16 protein-coding genes are annotated in these 18,154 nt (G+C 52.5%); 11 read left to right on the top strand and 5 right to left on the bottom strand.

Annotated elements, in window-relative coordinates; genetic code table 11:
* Positions 1-29: 29 nt before the first annotated feature.
* Complete coding sequence (serC, locus tag E1N14_RS11190) at positions 30-1,124, top strand: 3-phosphoserine/phosphohydroxythreonine transaminase (RefSeq protein ID WP_062793721.1); 1,095 nt, start codon at positions 30-32, stop codon at positions 1,122-1,124.
* A gap of 86 nt (positions 1,125-1,210) precedes the next feature.
* Here the strand turns inward: serC and E1N14_RS11185 are convergent, their stop codons facing one another.
* A complete protein-coding gene (locus E1N14_RS11185; RefSeq protein ID WP_025010416.1) occupies positions 1,211-2,407 on the bottom strand; it encodes an amino acid aminotransferase in 1,197 nt (398 codons plus the stop codon).
* Positions 2,408-2,869: 462 nt separating this feature from the next.
* On the opposite strand from E1N14_RS11185, the gene aroA reads away from it, so the two are divergent.
* The 9 genes from aroA (at position 2,870) to E1N14_RS11140 (ending at position 10,851) form a co-directional block, all read left to right on the top strand.
* A complete protein-coding gene (gene aroA / locus E1N14_RS11180) occupies positions 2,870-4,150 on the top strand; it encodes a 3-phosphoshikimate 1-carboxyvinyltransferase (RefSeq protein ID WP_062793720.1) in 1,281 nt (426 codons plus the stop codon).
* 155 nt (positions 4,151-4,305) lie between these two features.
* Complete coding sequence (gene cmk, locus E1N14_RS11175) at positions 4,306-5,001, top strand: (d)CMP kinase (RefSeq protein WP_025010415.1); 696 nt, start codon at positions 4,306-4,308, stop codon at positions 4,999-5,001.
* Positions 5,002-5,100: 99 nt separating this feature from the next.
* On the top strand, positions 5,101-6,768 hold the full coding sequence (gene rpsA, locus E1N14_RS11170; RefSeq protein WP_025010414.1) for a 30S ribosomal protein S1: 1,668 nt from the start codon (positions 5,101-5,103) through the stop codon (positions 6,766-6,768).
* A gap of 70 nt (positions 6,769-6,838) precedes the next feature.
* A complete protein-coding gene (ihfB, locus tag E1N14_RS11165) occupies positions 6,839-7,126 on the top strand; it encodes an integration host factor subunit beta (protein WP_025010413.1) in 288 nt (95 codons plus the stop codon).
* A 122-nt stretch (positions 7,127-7,248) separates the two neighbouring features.
* Positions 7,249-7,518: a LapA family protein gene (locus E1N14_RS11160; protein ID WP_025010412.1), complete on the top strand. Its 270-nt coding sequence runs from the start codon at positions 7,249-7,251 to the stop codon at positions 7,516-7,518.
* Between the two features lies 1 nt (position 7,519).
* On the top strand, positions 7,520-8,680 hold the full coding sequence (lapB, locus tag E1N14_RS11155) for a lipopolysaccharide assembly protein LapB (protein WP_044734503.1): 1,161 nt from the start codon (positions 7,520-7,522) through the stop codon (positions 8,678-8,680).
* A 21-nt stretch (positions 8,681-8,701) separates the two neighbouring features.
* Positions 8,702-9,397, top strand: a complete 696-nt coding sequence (gene pyrF / locus E1N14_RS11150) for an orotidine-5'-phosphate decarboxylase (RefSeq protein ID WP_025010411.1) — start codon at positions 8,702-8,704, stop codon at positions 9,395-9,397.
* Between the two features lie 71 nt (positions 9,398-9,468).
* Positions 9,469-10,287 (top strand): SDR family oxidoreductase, encoded by an 819-nt coding sequence (locus E1N14_RS11145; RefSeq protein WP_025010410.1) that lies wholly within the window; start codon positions 9,469-9,471, stop codon positions 10,285-10,287.
* A gap of 18 nt (positions 10,288-10,305) precedes the next feature.
* Complete coding sequence (locus E1N14_RS11140) at positions 10,306-10,851, top strand: DUF2058 domain-containing protein (RefSeq protein WP_025010409.1); 546 nt, start codon at positions 10,306-10,308, stop codon at positions 10,849-10,851.
* A gap of 86 nt (positions 10,852-10,937) precedes the next feature.
* On the opposite strand, the gene adhE is transcribed toward E1N14_RS11140, so the two are convergent.
* Entirely contained in the window at positions 10,938-13,541 is a 2,604-nt protein-coding gene (adhE, locus tag E1N14_RS11135; protein WP_025010408.1) for a bifunctional acetaldehyde-CoA/alcohol dehydrogenase, read from the bottom strand.
* A 342-nt stretch (positions 13,542-13,883) separates the two neighbouring features.
* On the opposite strand from adhE, the gene E1N14_RS11130 reads away from it, so the two are divergent.
* Positions 13,884-14,516 (top strand): YchE family NAAT transporter, encoded by a 633-nt coding sequence (locus E1N14_RS11130; protein WP_025010407.1) that lies wholly within the window; start codon positions 13,884-13,886, stop codon positions 14,514-14,516.
* A 51-nt stretch (positions 14,517-14,567) separates the two neighbouring features.
* Here the strand turns inward: E1N14_RS11130 and E1N14_RS11125 are convergent, their stop codons facing one another.
* The 3 genes from E1N14_RS11125 to E1N14_RS11115 all read right to left on the bottom strand — a co-directional run bounded on the left by E1N14_RS11125 (position 14,568) and on the right by E1N14_RS11115 (position 17,826).
* Positions 14,568-15,902 (bottom strand): anti-phage deoxyguanosine triphosphatase, encoded by a 1,335-nt coding sequence (locus E1N14_RS11125; RefSeq protein WP_062793719.1) that lies wholly within the window; start codon positions 15,900-15,902, stop codon positions 14,568-14,570.
* A gap of 11 nt (positions 15,903-15,913) precedes the next feature.
* Positions 15,914-16,501 carry a 5'-deoxynucleotidase gene (gene yfbR, locus E1N14_RS11120; RefSeq protein WP_025887388.1) on the bottom strand — a complete coding sequence of 196 codons (588 nt, stop codon included), beginning with the start codon at positions 16,499-16,501 and terminating at the stop codon, positions 15,914-15,916.
* A 110-nt stretch (positions 16,502-16,611) separates the two neighbouring features.
* A complete protein-coding gene (locus E1N14_RS11115) occupies positions 16,612-17,826 on the bottom strand; it encodes a pyridoxal phosphate-dependent aminotransferase (RefSeq protein ID WP_062793718.1) in 1,215 nt (404 codons plus the stop codon).
* Positions 17,827-18,154 lie beyond the last annotated feature (328 nt).

The raw sequence follows: 18,154 nt of genomic DNA, 5'->3' as shown, positions 1-18,154 counted from the left end.
ACGCTCTTTTTTTCAAGGAGAACAATGAAGTGAGCACGATTTATAATTTCTGTGCCGGACCAGCCATGTTGCCGGCCGCGGTAATGCAAAAAGCCCAGCAGGAATTACTGGACTGGCAGGGGCACGGAGTCTCCGTCATGGAGATCAGTCACCGCAGTCAGGCCTTTATCGATCTCACCAAGGCTGCCGAATCCAGATTGCGCTCACTGATGAATATTCCCGAAGATTACCATGTACTGTTTATGCATGGCGGTGGTCGCGGTCAGTTCTCGGCTGTCGTGAATAATTTTTTGGGCAATAACGGCAGAGCCCTGTATTTGGAGAGTGGTCAGTGGTCAAAGTCGGCCACGGCAGAGGCCAGAAAGCTGGCCGGAGATGACAGGATTGATAGCCAGAGCATTGTTGAAAAGGTCAATGGACTCAACAAAGTAACCTTACCTAAGCTGGAAGGTGATAGTGGTAAGTATCGCTATGTGCACTATTGCCCCAACGAGACGGTAGATAGTATCGAAATTTTTGAAGAGTTGGAGTCTCCCTGGCCAATAGTCGCGGATATGTCATCCACTATCATGTCCCGTGAAATCGATGTCAGTCGCTACGGACTCATTTATGCCGGGGCACAGAAAAATATTGGTCCTTCAGGTTTGGCCATAGTGATAGTGCGTAAAGAGATGCTGGCTTTGCCGGCCATGCCACAGTCGTCCATCATGGATTATCGCTTGGCGGCCGAAAACGATTCTATGTTTAACACTCCTCCTACTTTTGCCTGGTATCTGGCGGCCGAAGTGTTTGAGTGGCTGCACCGGATGGGCGGTATCGAGGCGATGGCAGAGCTTAACAAGGCCAAGGCCGAACTGCTTTACGCCTGTATCGATGAACTGGACTTTTACCGCAATGGGGTGGCGGCGCAAAACCGCTCGCGGATGAATGTAACTTTCCAATTGGCCGATGAGTCGCTCAATGGTGAGTTCCTGAAAGAGGCGGAGGCCGCAGGTTTGGTGGCTCTTAAAGGGCACAGAATTGTCGGCGGGATGCGCGCCAGTATCTATAACGCCATGCCTTTGGCCGGCGTTGAGGCCCTGGTTGCCTTTATGCAGGCGTTTGCGGCCAAGCACAGCAGCTGAACCCCGGCGAAAATCGTTTTATTGCAACAAGTTCCATAAAAAAGCGAATGCCTCGGCATTCGCTTTTTTCATCTAACTCTCCAATTTTAACCTTGCAACACCTTGGCGATAGACTTGGCAAGGTAATCGACATTGCTATCGCTTATCCCGGCGATACTGATCCGGCTTGAATCCACCATATAGATACCGAACTCCTGCTTAAGTTGTTCAACCTGCTCTGGAGACACCCCAAGGAAGGAGAACATCCCTTTTTGGCGGGCGATAAAGCTGAAGTCCTGCTCGACGCCTATCGCCTTTAAACGCTCAACCAGGATGGCACGGTTACCGTTTATCCTGTCACGCATCACCTTGAGTTCATCCAGCCACTGTTGTTTGAGCTGATTGTCGCCGAGAATGGTTTCCACCAACGCGGCTCCATGTGCCGGCGGCATGGAGTAGAGGCAACGCACCACGTAAAGCAGTACCGACAAGGCTACATCGGCGGCAGCACTGCTGTTGGCTATGATGCTGCAGGCGCCGATACGTTCGCGATAAAGGCCAAAATTCTTTGAGCAGGAGGAGCAGAGCAACATGTCTTCCACGGCGGCCGCCATCTTGCGAACGCCGTAGGCATCTTCCTCGACACCGTCACCAAAGCCCTGGTAAGCCATATCGATTAGCGGGGTAAAGCCGCGTTTGACGGCGACTTGTACCACTCGGTCCCACTGCTCAGTGCTGAGGTCCTGGCCCGATGGGTTGTGACAACAGGCATGCAGCAGCACAACATCGTTTTCACCAAGGGTGTTGAGTTTGGCGAGCATTTCATCAAACTTCAGGGCCTTGGTGGCGTAGTCATAGTAAGGGTAACGCTCAACCTTGAGACCGGCCGCCTCAAAAAGTCCGGTGTGATTGGCCCAGGTCGGATCGCTGACCCAAACGGTTGCGCCTGGGCGACAACGTTTAATAAAGTCGGCTGCGACCCGCAGCGCGCCTGTACCGCCGGGAGTGGATACACTGCGAATGCGTCCGGCGCTCAGGGTAGGGTGCTGCTCACCGAATGCCAGCTCGGCAATGAGCCGATTGAAATCACTGCTACCGGCAGGGCCGATATACACCTTGGTGGTTTCCGTGGCGGTGCGGCGCTGCTCGGCGGTTTTAACGCAGTCGAGGATGGGGGTATTTCCCAAGATGTCTTTATAGACACCAACGCCCAAATCAATTTTTTCACCGCGAGGGTCGTCGCGATATTGGCTGAGCAGCCCAAGAATGGGATCGGCTGGCATCGCCTTGAGTGTGCTGAACATAGGGTTCCCTGGATTGAATACTTGTTGAAGAGGATTAGCATAACGGCATTTAGGCTATTTGTTAACGGCTGGCGAGGCTGCAGCAAGCGATAGTCAGAGTGGTGCAACTGGCAAGCTGGGCTTCCAGGGTGTAAAGCTCAGTTGCAGGAAAGGAGAGTCGCATCTGTGAGTCACGTCTTCGAAAGTCAATCGGACAGCAAAGAGCTTATTTAGCGCTGCTTGAATAATTTTCCGCTGAAATCGGCTTTTTTCAGCAAAAAACGGTTGAATCCCTGTGGCGCTCAGGTAACTTTAATGCCACGAACACTTAATTCAGGCCTATCAGCACTCGCTGTATCTAATCTTTTGTCTTGATTTACCGGTTTTATCCCATAATCGGTGACAAGGTCTTTTAACCCGCTTTGGCGGTACGTGGCGTGACGCTGCAACTCCGTCAAACACAGATGCAAGAATCCAAAAAAGATGAAGCAATTGCGACTGGATCCCATAAGTAGAATGCATGGGGAGGTCAACATCCCCGGCTCCAAGAGTATCTCCAACCGGGCGCTGCTATTGGCAACCCTGGCCAAGGGCACCACAGAACTGACCAATCTGCTCGACTCAGATGATATTCGCCACATGTTGGCAGCGCTCAAACAGCTCGGCGTGCAATTTGAGCTTTCCGAAGACAAGAGCCGCTGCAGCGTGCAGGGCCTTGGCGGCGCTATCAACAGCAACAAGCTGCAAGAGCTGTTTCTCGGTAATGCCGGCACCGCGATGCGGCCATTGTGCGCCGCGCTGACCCTGGGGAACGGTGAGTTTGTTCTCACGGGTGAACCCAGAATGGAGGAGCGGCCGATAGGAGATTTGGTCGACAGCCTCAAGGCGTTGGGCGCGGATATTCAATATCTGAAGGATCCCGGCTTCCCGCCATTAAAAGTCAAGGCAACGGGCCTCAGTGGCGGGGATGTGGAAATTGCCGGTAATCTCTCCAGCCAGTTTCTTACCGCGCTCCTGATGGTTGCGCCGCTGGCCGGTGCCGCTGTCAATATCAAGGTCAAGGGTGAACTGGTTTCCAAGCCCTATATTGATATTACTTTGGCTTTGATGGCGCAATTTGGTGTCAAGGTTATCAACCACGACTATCAGCGTTTTGAGATCCCATCCGGTCAAAGCTATCTGTCACCGGGCAAGGTAATGGTGGAAGGCGATGCTTCATCGGCGTCTTATTTCCTGGCCGCAGGCGCCATCGCCGGCGGCGAAGTGAAAGTCACCGGAGTTGGCCGTCTCAGCATTCAGGGGGATGTCAAGTTTGCCGATGCGCTGGCGGCCATGGGCGCCGAGATTGAATGGGGAGATGACTTTATTATTGCCAGGGGTAGCCAGCTCAAGGGCATAGATATGGACATGAACCATATACCCGACGCAGCAATGACCATAGCCACAGCTGCGGTATTTGCCAAAGGGCCGACCCGCCTCAGTAATATCTACAACTGGCGTATCAAGGAGACAGATCGTCTCAGCGCCATGGCGACGGAGCTGCGTAAAATTGGTGCCGAGGTGGAAGAGGGTGAGGATTATATTCTGGTTAATCCACCGCTTGCGCCCAAGCATGCCGCCATCGATACCTATAACGACCACCGCATGGCCATGTGTTTTTCGCTGCTGGCATTTGCCGATTGCGGCGTCACCATCAATGACCCGGATTGCACCTCAAAAACCTTCCCGGATTACTTCCAACGCTTTGCGGCCTTGGCCGGTTAAGCGGCTGAATTTCGGGCTGTTGACAGCAGCAGCCCGAAATTGACCTTGAATTCAGCATACGGAAAGCATGCAGTTGATATATAATATTGGCCGCTCATTTTCGGTGAACTCATACTGTGTCCTCATGGAAGATGACAATTACTGCGGAGGAATTTATGTCTGAACGGGCGCCTGTTGTCACAATTGACGGCCCAAGCGGTGCGGGAAAAGGCACTATAAGTCAGTTGCTTGCCAACAAACTTGGATGGAAACTGCTCGATAGCGGTGCCATATATCGAGTGCTGGCACTGGCCGCTATTCACCACGATGTGGAACTGGATAACGAAGAGGCCATCACCCTGTTGGCCGCGCACCTGGATGTACAGTTTCTGGCGGGAGCCGGAAATGAAGCCATAAAAGTGGTGCTGGAAGGCGAAGATGTCAGCCATGCCATTCGTACTCAGGAATGTTCTGACGCAGCCTCGAGAGTGGCGGCGTTTCCCCGGGTGAGAGAAGCCTTGCTCAGAAGGCAGCGTGCTTTCAGAGTTGCCCCTGGCCTTATAGCCGATGGCCGGGATATGGGAACCGTTGTTTTCCCGCATGCACCGGCAAAATTGTTTTTGACAGCCTCGGCTGAAGAAAGGGCCCAGCGGCGCTATAATCAGTTGCAGGACAAGGGCTTCGATGTTAATATCGAGCGTCTTTTAACCGAGATCCAGGAAAGAGATCACCGGGATATGAATCGCGCAGTTGCGCCTTTGGTGCCCGCAGAAGATGCCCTGGTGATAGACACTACAGGACTCGGGATTGAAACTGTGCTGGAGCTGGCGCTCAAGCACATAGTTGACAAGTTATCTGACGTCAGTCTCTGAGACTGGCGAGATAGGCATTCGCCACAGGGAAGAGGCGAGTTATTTTACTGACTCCACGTTCAGGATAGATACGTGGTTTATTACTTAAAGTTAATTAACATGACTGAATCTTTTGCTGATCTGTTTGAACAATCCCTTCAACAACTGGAATTCCGCCCAGGTTCTATCGTTCGTGGTACTGTAGTTGCCATCGAAAACGGTATGGTACTGGTTGACGCCGGTCTGAAATCTGAGAGCCCAATCCCAGCTGAGCAATTCAAAAACGCTCAAGGTGAACTGGAAATCGCCGTTGGCGACCAAGTTGACGTTGCGCTGGATAGCGTTGAAGACGGTTTCGGTGAGACTCAACTGTCTCGCGAGAAGGCCAAGCGCCACGAAGCCTGGATCGTTCTGGAAAAAGCTTACGAAGATGCTGAAACTGTAATCGGTGTCATCAATGGCAAGGTTAAAGGCGGTTTCACCGTTGAGCTGAACGGTATCCGTGCGTTCCTGCCTGGTTCTCTGGTTGACGTTCGCCCAGTACGCGATACTGCTCACCTGGAAAACAAAGAACTGGAATTCAAAGTTATCAAGCTGGACCAGAAGCGCAACAACGTTGTTGTTTCTCGTCGTGCTGTTATCGAATCTGAAAGCAGCGCTGAGCGTGATGCTCTGCTGGAAAACCTGCAAGAAGGTCAAGCAGTTAAAGGTATCGTTAAGAACCTGACCGACTACGGTGCATTCGTAGATCTGGGCGGTGTTGACGGCCTGCTGCACATCACCGACATGGCTTGGAAGCGTGTTAAGCACCCATCCGAGATCGTGAATGTTGGTGACGAAATCAACGTCAAAGTACTGAAGTACGATCGCGAGCGCACTCGTGTATCTCTGGGTCTGAAGCAACTGGGTGAAGACCCATGGCTGGAAATCAGCAAGCGCTACCCAGAAAACACTCGTCTGACTGGTCGCGTAACCAACCTGACTGACTACGGCTGCTTCGTTGAAATCGAAGAAGGCGTTGAAGGTCTGGTACACGTTTCTGAAATGGATTGGACCAACAAGAACATCCACCCATCCAAGGTTGTTAACCTGGGTGACGAAGTTGAAGTTCTGGTTCTGGACATCGATGAAGAGCGTCGTCGTATTTCTCTGGGTCTCAAGCAGTGCAAGACCAACCCATGGGAAGACTTCGCTAACCGTTACGCCAAGGGCGACAAAGTTACCGGTAAGATCAAGTCTATCACTGACTTCGGTATCTTCATCGGTCTGGACGGCGGTATCGACGGTCTGGTTCACCTGTCTGACATCTCTTGGAACGGTAGCGGCGAAGACGCTGTTGGCGAGTACAAGAAAGGCGACGAAATCACTGCAGTGGTTCTGTCTGTTGATCCAGAGCGTGAGCGTATCAGCCTGGGTGTTAAGCAGACTGAAGACGATCCATTCAACGCTTACCTGGCCGACAAGAAGAAAGGTACTATCGTAGTTGGTACTGTTACTGCTGTTGACGCCAAAGGTGTTACTGTTGAGCTGGCTGACACTGTTGAAGGTTACATCCGTGTATCTGACATCAGCCGTGACCGTGTTGAAGATGCATCAAGCGTCTACAATGTAGGTGACAGCGTTGAAGCCAAGTTCATGGGCGTAGATCGCAAGAACCGTGCAATCAGCCTGTCTGTACGTGCTAAAGACGAAGCTGAAGAAAAAGAAGTGATGGCTAACCTGAACAAGCAGGACGACGCTATCATGACTAATGCAATGGCTGAAGCGTTTAAGGCAGCTCGTAAGTAAGTGCCTGTAGTACAGGGGGCTAGCCCCCTGTTAGGTGACTGTGTTTGGCTTGATAATAGGGGTAGCTAGGATGACTAAATCCGAACTGATCGAAAAACTCGCCACTGGGCAGTCGCAACTGTCGGCGAAAGAAGTAGAAGGCGCCATCAAAGAGATGTTGGAGCAAATGGCGAAGACATTGGAAAGCGGTGATCGCATAGAGATCCGTGGCTTTGGCAGCTTTTCACTTCACTATCGTGCACCTCGCACTGGTCGTAATCCCAAGACGGGAACATCAGTCGAGTTGGATGGCAAGTACGTCCCGCACTTTAAGCCAGGCAAAGAACTGCGCGAACGCGTTGACGCTTATAACCGTTAATCGCTGTTGTATTAAAAGCCTCCGAAAGGGGGCTTTTTTATGTCTGGATCTTGGCTAAAGCTGGTCAGCTCAGTCAAATTACTGGATAATCAGAACATTGAAACGCGTTTATGGAGTGCAACGTGAAGTCATTTGTCGCAACCGTACTGGTGGCAATGCTGTTTGTAGTGGCACTGGTATTTGGCTCCCGCAATGAGCAGCTGGTCACCATCAGTTATTTTGTGGCACAGGGAGAGTTCCGCTTGCCTGTAGTGTTGGCCGTGGTATTTCTGGCGGGGTTTATCCTAAGTTGGATCATCGCCTTCTACTACATCATGAAGCTGAAACTGTCATTGCGTAATGCCCGCAAAAAGATCCAGACCTTAACTCAGCAGCAGGGGCAAGACGCCTAGTATGCTCGAACTTCTCTTTCTGTTGCTGCCTATTGCTGCGGCTTACGGTTGGTACATGGGCCGCCGCAGTTTGAGGCAGAAACAGAATTCAGCGCAAAAGAAACTGAGCCGTGACTACTTCACCGGGCTCAATTTTCTGCTCTCCAATGAGTCGGACAAGGCGGTCGATCTCTTTATCAGCATGTTGGATGTCGATGATGAAACCATAGACACTCATCTGTCGCTGGGTTCCTTGTTTCGCAAGCGTGGTGAGGTAGACAGATCCATTCGTATTCACCAAAACCTGATTGCAAGGCCCAATCTCGCCACAGAGCAAAGAGACATGGCGATGATGGAACTGGGCAAGGACTATATGGCCGCCGGGTTCTACGATAGAGCCGAGGAGATATTCCTTAATCTCGTCAGTCAGGACGATCACAGCGAAGAAGCTGAAACCCAACTGATCTCCATTTACCAAATCACCAAAGAGTGGCAGAAAGCGATTGATATCACCAAGCGCTTGCCACGTAAACGACAGCAGGGTCTGAAACCCGTTATCGCTCATTTCTATTGTCAACTGGCCGAGGAAGCCGGCGATGAAGCGGGAAAACTCAAGGGCTTTCAAGCGGCACTCAAGCAAGATTCTCAATGTGGCCGCGCCTTGTTGTCATTGGCCAAGACCTACCTGGATGCCGGGCAATTGCCTCAGGCCAAGCAGATGCTCAACCAACTGATTGACGCTGATGCCGAGCTTTTTGCCGATGCACTCGCTTGTGCCCGCCAGCTCTATCAAGAGCTCAAAGATATCGATGGTTATCGCGAGCTATTGGCTCACGCGATAGATAAGGGCGCCGGTGCCTCGGTTGTGGTGGCATTGGCGCAACGCATGATTGAAGACGGCAACATCAAAGGCGCCGAAGACATGGTGATGGAAGCTCTCTATCGCCACCCCACCATGCGGGGGTTCCAGCACCTGATGCAGATGCATATCAAGCAGGCAGAGCAGGGGCAGGCGCGAGATAGCCTGGCGATGCTGGAAAAACTGGTAGAACAACAAATAAGATTCCGTCCAAGTTACCGCTGTCGGGAGTGTGGTTTCCCGGCACACACCCTATATTGGCACTGCCCATCCTGCAAGAGCTGGGGCAGTATCAAGCGGGTGCGTGGCTTGGACGGTGAATAACCCTCAGATAACGGAGTAAAAATGACAGAGACACCTATTGTGGTCGCCTTGGACTTTGATAACAAATTCAAAGCATTGCAACTTATTGATAAGTTGGATCCGTCTATGTGCCGCCTTAAGGTAGGCAAAGAGATGTTTACCCTGTTCGGGCCTCAACTGGTGAAAGAGATCCATGACCGTGGGTTTGATCTGTTTCTTGACCTGAAGTTTCACGACATTCCCAACACAGTGGCCAAGGCGGTCACTGCTGCCGCCGAAATGGGCGTCTGGATGGTGAATGTCCACGCCAGTGGCGGCCTCGCCATGATGGAAGCCGCCCGCCGAGCATTGCTGCCTTACGGGGATAACGCCCCCTTGCTGATTGCCGTTACTGTGCTGACTTCAATGAGCGACGATGAGCTCAAGCTTATTGGTGTTGAAGGCAGTGCTGAAGATCAGGTTCGCAGGCTGGCGCGCCTGACGCAAAAAGCCGGTCTCGATGGTGTGGTCTGCTCGGCCCGTGAGTCCAGTATGCTTAAGGCTGAACTTGGCGCCGATTTCAAACTGGTGACCCCGGGCATTCGTCCGGCGGGCAGTGATGCCGGCGATCAAAAACGCATCATGACCCCGGCTGAAGCGATGGCGGCGGGCTCAGATTATCTGGTCATAGGCCGACCCATTACTCAAGCGGCCGATCCTTTGGCGACACTGCAGGCGATACATCAATCGCTGGCATAAACTTGTGACATACCGGCGACTCGCAGTATGGACCGGAATAACGAATGATCAGTGGATAGGAGAGAAGCTCAATGTTCGATTATCAGGGTAAGTATGTAGTGGTCGTCGGGGGTACCAGCGGCATTAACCTCTGTATCGCCAAGGCGTTCGCAGTTGCCGGTGCCCATGTGGCGGTTGCCAGCCGTAATCCGGAAAAAGTGGCAGCCGCGGTGGCGTTATTGAATGAAGCCAATCCACAAGGTCAACATCTGGGCCTGAGCTTCGATGTCAGGGATTTGCCGGCACTCGAGCAAGGCTTTGCCGTCTTGGCCCAGAGTTTCCCGCATATCGATGTGCTTGTCAGTGGCGCCGCCGGCAATTTCCCCGCCAGCGCCGCCAAGCTCAGTGCCAACGGTTTTAAATCTGTTATGGATATCGATTTGCTGGGCAGTTTTCAGGTGTTGAAGCAAGCCTATCCCATGCTTAAGCGCCCTGGCGCCAGCATTATTCAAATTTCGGCGCCGCAGGCGTATATTGCCATGCCGATGCAGATCCACGTTTGCGCCGCCAAGGCGGGCGTCGATATGTTGACCCGCACCCTGGCTTTGGAATGGGGGCCAGAGGGTATTCGGATAAACTCCCTGGTACCCGGGCCGATTGCCGGTACCGAAGGGTTCAATCGCCTGGCGCCGTCGGCGCAGTTGCAGCAACAGGTGGCCGAGAGTGTGCCATTAAAACGCAACGGTGAGGGGGAAGACTTGGCCAATGCTGCACTCTTTATGGCATCGCCAATGGCTTCGTATATTACCGGAACCATATTACCGGTTGACGGCGGTTGGTCGCTTGGCGGTGCCAGTGCGGCCATGAGTCAGCTCGGGGCACTGGCAGCAAAGCAAGAATCAAGTAAGTAGCAAGAGAGAGATTATAAAATGGCAAACGCATTACAGGAACAGTTGCTCAAGGCGGGTCTCGCCAGCAAGCAAAAAGTTCGCGATGTCAAAACCCAAAAGAAACGTAACCGCAAGTCCAATATTGATGACGGCTCTGCTGAGCTGAAGGCGCAGATCGCTCAGCAGAAAAAGCAGCAGGCAGAAAAGGACAAGGCGCTCAATGAGCAACGCTTTGCCGAGGCCACAGAGAAAGGTTTGGTCCGTGGCCTGGTCACCGAAGTTAAGCAAAATGCGGTGGCGCTGCCGAAAGATGGCGAGATCAAGTTCAACTATACCCTGGAGAACAAGATATACCCCTTGTATATCAATGAAAAACTTCAGAGTCAGTTACTCGGTGGCCGCTTGGGGATAGTACGTATTGAGCAAAGCAGCTATCTGGTGCCTCATAAACTCGCCGAGCGGGTTAATCTGTTGGTGCCGGCTTGGTGTGGCTATTTGTGGCAGGCCGAGAACAACGCCGCGCAAGTAACGGAAGAAGACGACCCTTACGCAGATTATGTCATTCCGGACGATCTTATGTGGTAAGGCGCTTATACCTACCGATTCGGTATAACGCTTGAAAGCCAAAGGCCTCCATAGGGAGGCCTTTGTTGTTTGTGCAGGTTTACCCGTCAGTCACGATACGTTTCACCATAGAAGCTCGCCAGCAGCAAAGCTTTCAGTTCACCTATCAAGGGATACCTGGGATTGGCGCCTGTACACTGATCATCAAAAGCATCTTCAGCCAGTTCATCGAGCTTATCCAGGAAATCGGCTTCTTTGACACCGGCTTCCTGAATCGAGGCCGGGATCCCCAAAGCCAGCTTCAACTGCTCGATTTTGGCTATCAAACGCTCGACTTTTTCGGCGTCACTCAGCCCAGCGTCTGTCAGCTTGAGGTGATCGGCAATGGCGGCATAGCGGCAGAGCGCCTTGGGTCTGTCATACTGGCTGAAGGCGGCTTGCTTGGTAGGCAGGTCGGTGGCGTTGAAACGGATGACATTGCTTATGAGCAGAGCATTGGCCAAACCGTGGGGCAGATGGAATTCGGCACCCAATTTATGGGCCATAGAGTGACATATTCCCAAGAAAGCGTTGGCAAAGGCGATACCGGCAATAGTGGCGCCGTTGTGCACTTTTTCGCGGGCAATCGGCGCTGCAGCGCCTTCTTCATAGGCTTTGGGCAAGTGCTCAACCAGAAGACTCAAGGCCTGCAATGCCTGGCCGTCACTGTACTCGTTGGCCATCACGCTGACATAGGCCTCCAAGGCATGGGTAATGGCATCGATACCACCAAAGGCTGTCAGGGATTTGGGCATATCCATCACCAGGTTGGGATCCACAATCGCCATATTGGGGGTCAGCTCATAATCGGCGATGGGATATTTGGCACCTGTCTTCTCATCGGTCACCACGGCAAATGGTGTGACTTCAGAGCCGGTTCCTGAAGTGGTGGGGATAGCCACCATCTTGGCCTTGCGTCCAAGTTTGGGGAACTTGTAGATACGCTTGCGAATATCCATGAAGCGCAGCGCCAGATCGGCAAAGTCCACCTGAGGATGTTCATACATCACCCAGATGATCTTGGCGGCGTCCATGGGTGAGCCGCCACCAAGGGCTATGATCACATCCGGTTGGAAGCTCTCGGCCACCTTGGTTCCGGCGCGAACCACAGCCAGGGTAGGATCGGCCTCCACTTCATAAAACACCTCGGTATCCAGCCCCAAGCCTTTGAGGATTTTGATGGTTTCATCGCAGTAGCCGTTATTGAACAGAAACTTGTCTGTCACTATCAAGGCGCGGCGTTTGTCGGCCAACTCTTCCAGTGCTATGGGTAGGCTGCCGCGGCGGAAATAGATGGAAGATGGAAGCTTGTGCCACAACATATTCTCGGCCCTCTTGGCGACGGTTTTCTTGTTGATAAGGTGACTCGGACCCACATTCTCCGAAATGGAGTTGCCGCCCCAGGAGCCACAGCCCAGGGTGAGGGAGGGCGCCAGTTTGAAGTTATAGAGATCGCCGATCCCGCCTTGAGATGCCGGGGTATTGATCAGAATTCGAGCGGTTTTCATTCGCTCACCGAAACGCTTGACCCGCTGCACCTGGGTATCCTGATCGGTATAGAGCCCAGAGGTATGGCCGATACCACCGAGTTTCACCAAGGCATCGGCCTTATCAAGCGCCTCGTCAAAGTCTTTGGCGCGGTACATACCAAGCAGCGGCGAAAGCTTTTCATGGGCGAAGGCTTCGGCTTCAGTTATTTCATCCACCTCACCGATCAGTACCTTGGTCCAGTTCGGTACACTGAAGCCGGACATTTCGGCAATGCGCGCGGCACTCTGGCCAACAATGGCGGCGTTGAGGGCGCCGTCTTTGAGAATAACCTGTTTCACCGCAAGGCATTCTTCGTCACTGAGCAGATAGCCGCCGTGATGGGCGAAGCGCTCCCGCACCGCCTGATAGATGCTGTCGAGCACTACTACCGCTTGTTCGGAGGCGCACACCACACCGTTATCGAAGGTTTTTGACATCAGGATGGAGGCCACAGCCCGTTTGATATCCGCGGTTTCATCGATAACCACAGGTGTGTTACCTGCGCCGACACCGATAGCCGGTTTCCCGGAAGAGTAGGCGGCCTTCACCATACCCGGGCCGCCGGTGGCCAGTATGAGATTTATCTTTTCGTGGGTCATTAGATGATTGGATAGTGCGACACTGGGTTCATCTATCCAACCTATAATGTCCTCGGGAGCCCCGGCCTTGATGGCGGCATCCAGTACTATTCGGGCAGCCGCGACTGTGGATGCCTTGGCCCTGGGATGTGGGGAGAACACTATGGCATTACGGGTTTTCAGGCTGATCAGCGCCTTGAAGATAGCGGTGGAGGTAGGGTTGGTTGTCGGTACTATGCCGCAGATGATCCCCACGGGCTCGGCGATAGTGATGGTGCCGAAGGTGTCGTCTTCTTCCAGAATGCCGCAGGTCTTTTCATCCTTGTACTTGTTGTAGATATACTCGGAAGCAAAGTGGTTTTTAATCACTTTGTCCTCCAGTACTCCCATGGAGGTTTCGGCGGCGGCCTGTTTCGCCAGCACAATTCTGGCATCGGCGGCAGCCAGCGCTGCAGCGCGAAATATCTTGTCGACTTGCTGCTGACTGAAGCCGGCGAATTTCGCCTGAGCCTGGCTGACTCTTTCCAGTAACAGATCCAGTTCCTCGGTATTGGTGACTTTCATAATCAGTTTCCCGTAAAAAAATTTAACAAAGACTCATCTTGGTTAAACTCTCTCACATGAAATAAAATTACAACCAAACGGCGTTGCTATCTGTGATCTTGGCCACATGCATGGCGTTTTATGTAATTCAACAACGTTGGATCTCATCCAGGAGCGAAAAACAACTTTGCATTAGTGTCGACTATACTGCAGCTTTGGCTGCACTGATATTACGAAAATTTATTCGAAGTTGTGACCGAGAATAGAAAATCTCATTTCTGGGGTTTGTTAACTTAGGGTAGAGTATGCACCGTCTCAAGCTACTGTTTCCCGGTGAGTTCCCTACACTGGAAGGATACGAAATTGGATTTGACCCTGTACGTTAAATTTTTCCTCGGACTGGTGGCTATCATCAACCCGGTGGGCCTGTTGCCGGTATTTGTCAGCCTCACCAGTCACCAGACTGAGGCTGAGCGTAATCATACTGCCAAAATATCCAACTTTGCCGTGGTGGTGATCCTCCTGGTTACCACAGTGGCGGGTCAGTATATATTGAATATGTTCAGTATTTCGCTGTCGGCATTCCGAATTGCCGGCGGTACACTGATTGCCATCATCGCCATGTCCATGTTGCAGGGAAAGCTGGGCGAGGTGAAACGCAACCAGGAAGAGGACAGGGAAGCCTCGGCGATGGAATCGGTTGCTGTGGTGCCGCTGGCTTTGCCGCTAATGGCCGGTCCGGGGGCTATCAGCTCTGTCATCGTCTTTGCCGCCGAGCATAAAGGCCTGGCCAATCTGCTGGCCATGTCGGTGACTGTGGCCCTGTTTGGTCTGCTCAGCTTTGCATTGTTCAGAATGGCTTCGGTTATCAATAAGCTCCTCGGCAAGACAGGGATTAACGTGATCACCCGTCTGATGGGACTCTTGATGCTATCCATCGGCATAGAGGTAATAGCAGCAGGCTTCAAGGGATTGTTTCCCAACTTACTGGGATAAAATAAAGCGCCCTCGGGCGCTTTATTGTTAGTTGGTTGCGACTATTGTTCATCAGTAATTCTGGCTCAAGTCTATGATGGCACCGCCTTTGGGGCTGAACAGTTGTTGATGCAGCCTGGCGGCAAACTCATCTGTCATTCCCGAGATATAGTCTGCTATCACTCTGTGGCTGTTTTCCCCCTTGCAGTTGGCCTGTTGCCAGCGTGATTGGGTATTGTGGGGCAGGAGCCTCAGAGGATCCGAGGCAAAGGCTTCAAACAGCTCCATCACTATCTGTTGGCCCTTGTACTCCAGCATCTGGATCTCGGGCTTACGCACCACATATTTGAGGACAAACTGTTTCAGCAGCTCCAGCAACTCGGCAAAGGCCGGTTCCAACTTGGCATTGAATCTGAGCAAGGGTTCGGCAAAGTCCGGGTTCTCGTCGATTTTGATGGCGGTGACCAGCGCATTGACCAGGGTCCCTATGGCATCCTTGCGCAAGTGATGTTTGCGGGAAAACAGCTTGAGCTCAATATTCCCGAGCTGGCTTTGGATCCACTCATCTTCAATGGCCTGTAGCGGAGCACGCATATCCTCTTGCCAATTCGCGCCGGTGACTATCCCCATTACTATGGCATCTTCGAGATCGTGCACCGCATAGGCGATATCATCGGCCAGCTCCATAATGGTGCAGTCGAACGACTTGAAGTGAGTGCGTCGGTGCAGCCCTTCCCCCGGGCTGTAATGACTGAGAAAGCTCTGCTTGTCTTTACTGTCCAGCGGCTCAAGTACCCAATCGAGGATAGCTTCATCATCATCGAAAATCCCTTTCACCGGCGGCCATTGGCTCGGCCTTAGCTGACGATAGTGACTCAGTTCCGGCTGAGGTCTATCCACTTTCAGTGTGCGTACCGGCGCCGGGTATTTGAGTACACCGAGCAGGGTGCGCCGGGTCAGGTTCATGCCAAAGTGTTCGGTATAGGGTTCGAGCCGGGTAAGGATTCTGAAGGTTTGGCCGTTGCCTTCAAAGCCGCCGTGCTCACGCATCATGTAGTTGAGCGCCACCTCGCCGCCATGGCCGTAGGGTGGGTGACCTATATCATGGGCCAGGCATAGGGCTTCGAGCAGACTCATGGAGTCGAGCAAAAAGGCCATTTCGGGATAGTGCTGCTTCAACTGGGCGGCAATGCCCGTGCCTATTTGCGAGACTTCCAGTGAGTGGGTCAGGCGGGTGCGGTAAAAGTCGTTCATGCCCACCCCAAGCACCTGAGTCTTGGCCTGTAAGCGCCGAAAGGCGGCAGAGTGTAGAATTCTGGCTCTGTCTCTCTGATAGGGACTGCGATTATCTTCTCGGCGCTGACTGTTATTGGGCTCGCGCCTGGCTTGCCAGTGGGCTTGGCTCATAATCTCTCCTGCTAGAGCAGTTGATTGATTTCATCCAGATCCAGGGTGAAACTGGGAATAAAATGCTCGCGAAAATATGCCACTGCCGGGTCGGGGTTGGCATCCAGCATGGTTTCGAGTCGCTTGCGGGCACTGTTGAACTCGTTGTTTCCGGCGCGTTTTTCTTCGAGACACTTGAGATAAGCGCACAGCGTATCGGCAGACTTGACCAACTTGCGATGGCTGAGCTCGGCGCTATCACTGATAAACAGCGAGCGGTAATCGTCACGAAACTCTTCGGGCACCATCTCCAGCAGCCTGGCTTCGGCTATGGCTTCAATCTTCTTGTATTCGGCCTCTATCTCGGCATTGAAGTATTTGACCGGAGTGGGCAGATCGCCGGTAAGTATTTCGCCGGCATCGTGAAAGATGGCCAGGGTCGCGGCGCGATCGGGCGAATATTGGCCATTGAACTTACGGTTACTGATGATGGCCAGCGCATGGGCCACCATGGCAACCTGCAATGAATGTTCCTGCACATTCTCGGGGCGGACGTTATACATCAAGGGCCAACGCTGAATTAACTTCATCCTGGCCAGGTGGGCAAAAAGGTGACTCATACAACTTCCCTAAGTTTTTTGCGCGTTTCCCTTACTTTACCTCAGTGGTTAAAGGCTGTCAGTGCCGGACGGGGATAAAAAAGCCGCCTCGATGGGCGGCTGGCATTGTGTTATTGGCGGTAGTACTCGAGGAAGTCACCGAAGGCGAGCAGGGCCCGCTGTAAGTCTTCCTTATGAGGCAGGAACACCACTCGCAGGTGATCCGGCTCCGGCCAGTTAAAGGCGGTACCCTGTACCAAGAGAATTTTCTTCTCTTTCAGTAGATCCAGCACCAGGCGCTCATCGTCCCTGAGACCGAAACGCTTGCTGTCGAGGCGGGGAAATGCATACATGGCGCCCTTGGGTTTCACCACGCTCACGCCGGGAATTTGATTGAGCAGCTCATAACAGATATCCCGCTGCTGAGTCAGGCGGCCATCGATGGCGGTAAGCTCATTAATACTCTGATACCCCCCCAATGCGGTTTGAATCGCATGCTGATTGGGCACGTTGGCGCAAAGGCGCATAGAGGAGAGCATCTCCAGCCCTTCAATATAGCTGCGCGCCGCCTTGAGATTGCCGGACAACATCATCCAACCGACCCGGAAACCGGCGGCTCTATAGGCTTTGGAAAGGCCATTAAACGTCACGGTAAGAATATCATCCGACAGACTACAGGCTGGGATATGCACAGCGCCATCGTAAAGAATTTTGTCATAGATCTCATCGGCAAACAGTATGATGGAGTGCTGCCGGCACAGCTCAACAATCTCCAGCAACAGCTCGCGACTGTATACGGCACCGGTTGGATTGTTGGGGTTGATGATCACAATTCCGCGGGTTCTTGGGCCAATCTTGCTCTTGATATCCTCAAGATCGGGAAACCAGTCGGCCGCTTCATCGCAGCGATAGTGGCTCGCCTTGCCGCCGGCTAGGTTAACCGCTGCGGTCCACAGTGGATAGTCAGGGGAGGGAACCAACACCTCATCGTCGGTATTGAGTAGCCCCTGCATGGCCATCACTATCAATTCGGAAACACCATTACCTATATAGATATCTTCAATATCGACACCGAAGATCCCCTGGGACTGGTAATGCTGCACTATCGCCTTGCGGGCAGAGAACAAACCTTTGGACTCACAATACCCTTGGGCCGATGGCAGGTTGAGGATAACGTCACGAACTATCTCTTCCGGGGCTTCAAAGCCAAAGGGGGCCGGGTTACCTATATTGAGCTTAAGAATACGATGGCCTTCATCCTCCAACCGACGCGCTTCTTTATGTACCGGTCCTCGAATATCGTAACAAACACTGTCGAGCTTATTGGATTTGATGATTGGCCGCATTACTACCTCGAAACTGGCTGATATGAAAGAGTTTAACCTTCGGCACAATACCTAATTTCAAGCGCCTTAGAAAGAGGGGTAAAGCCAAACTCTGTATTTACGGCAGAATTTTCATCTTTAAAAGCAAAAAAAATACGCACGATAAAAAGATAAAAAATCTGTATTTATTACAAAATTAAGTTTGAAGGACTGCTATGGGTGCTAAACAATAGCAGCTATCACAAAGTCGCCTTAGGAAGGTGCGAACAAGTCCCATGTGTGCTCTGCGTCGGCTTACGGGCTTGGACGCAAGGCGTGGTTCGCAGCAAATGGCCCTAGTCCTTTGCAA

The sequence above is a fragment of the Shewanella algae genome (assembly GCF_009183365.2).
GTDB classification, from domain to species: Bacteria; Pseudomonadota; Gammaproteobacteria; order Enterobacterales; family Shewanellaceae; genus Shewanella; species Shewanella algae.
The sequence above is the reverse complement of the archived record's forward strand: the minus strand, read 5'-3'. Positions and strand labels throughout refer to the sequence as shown.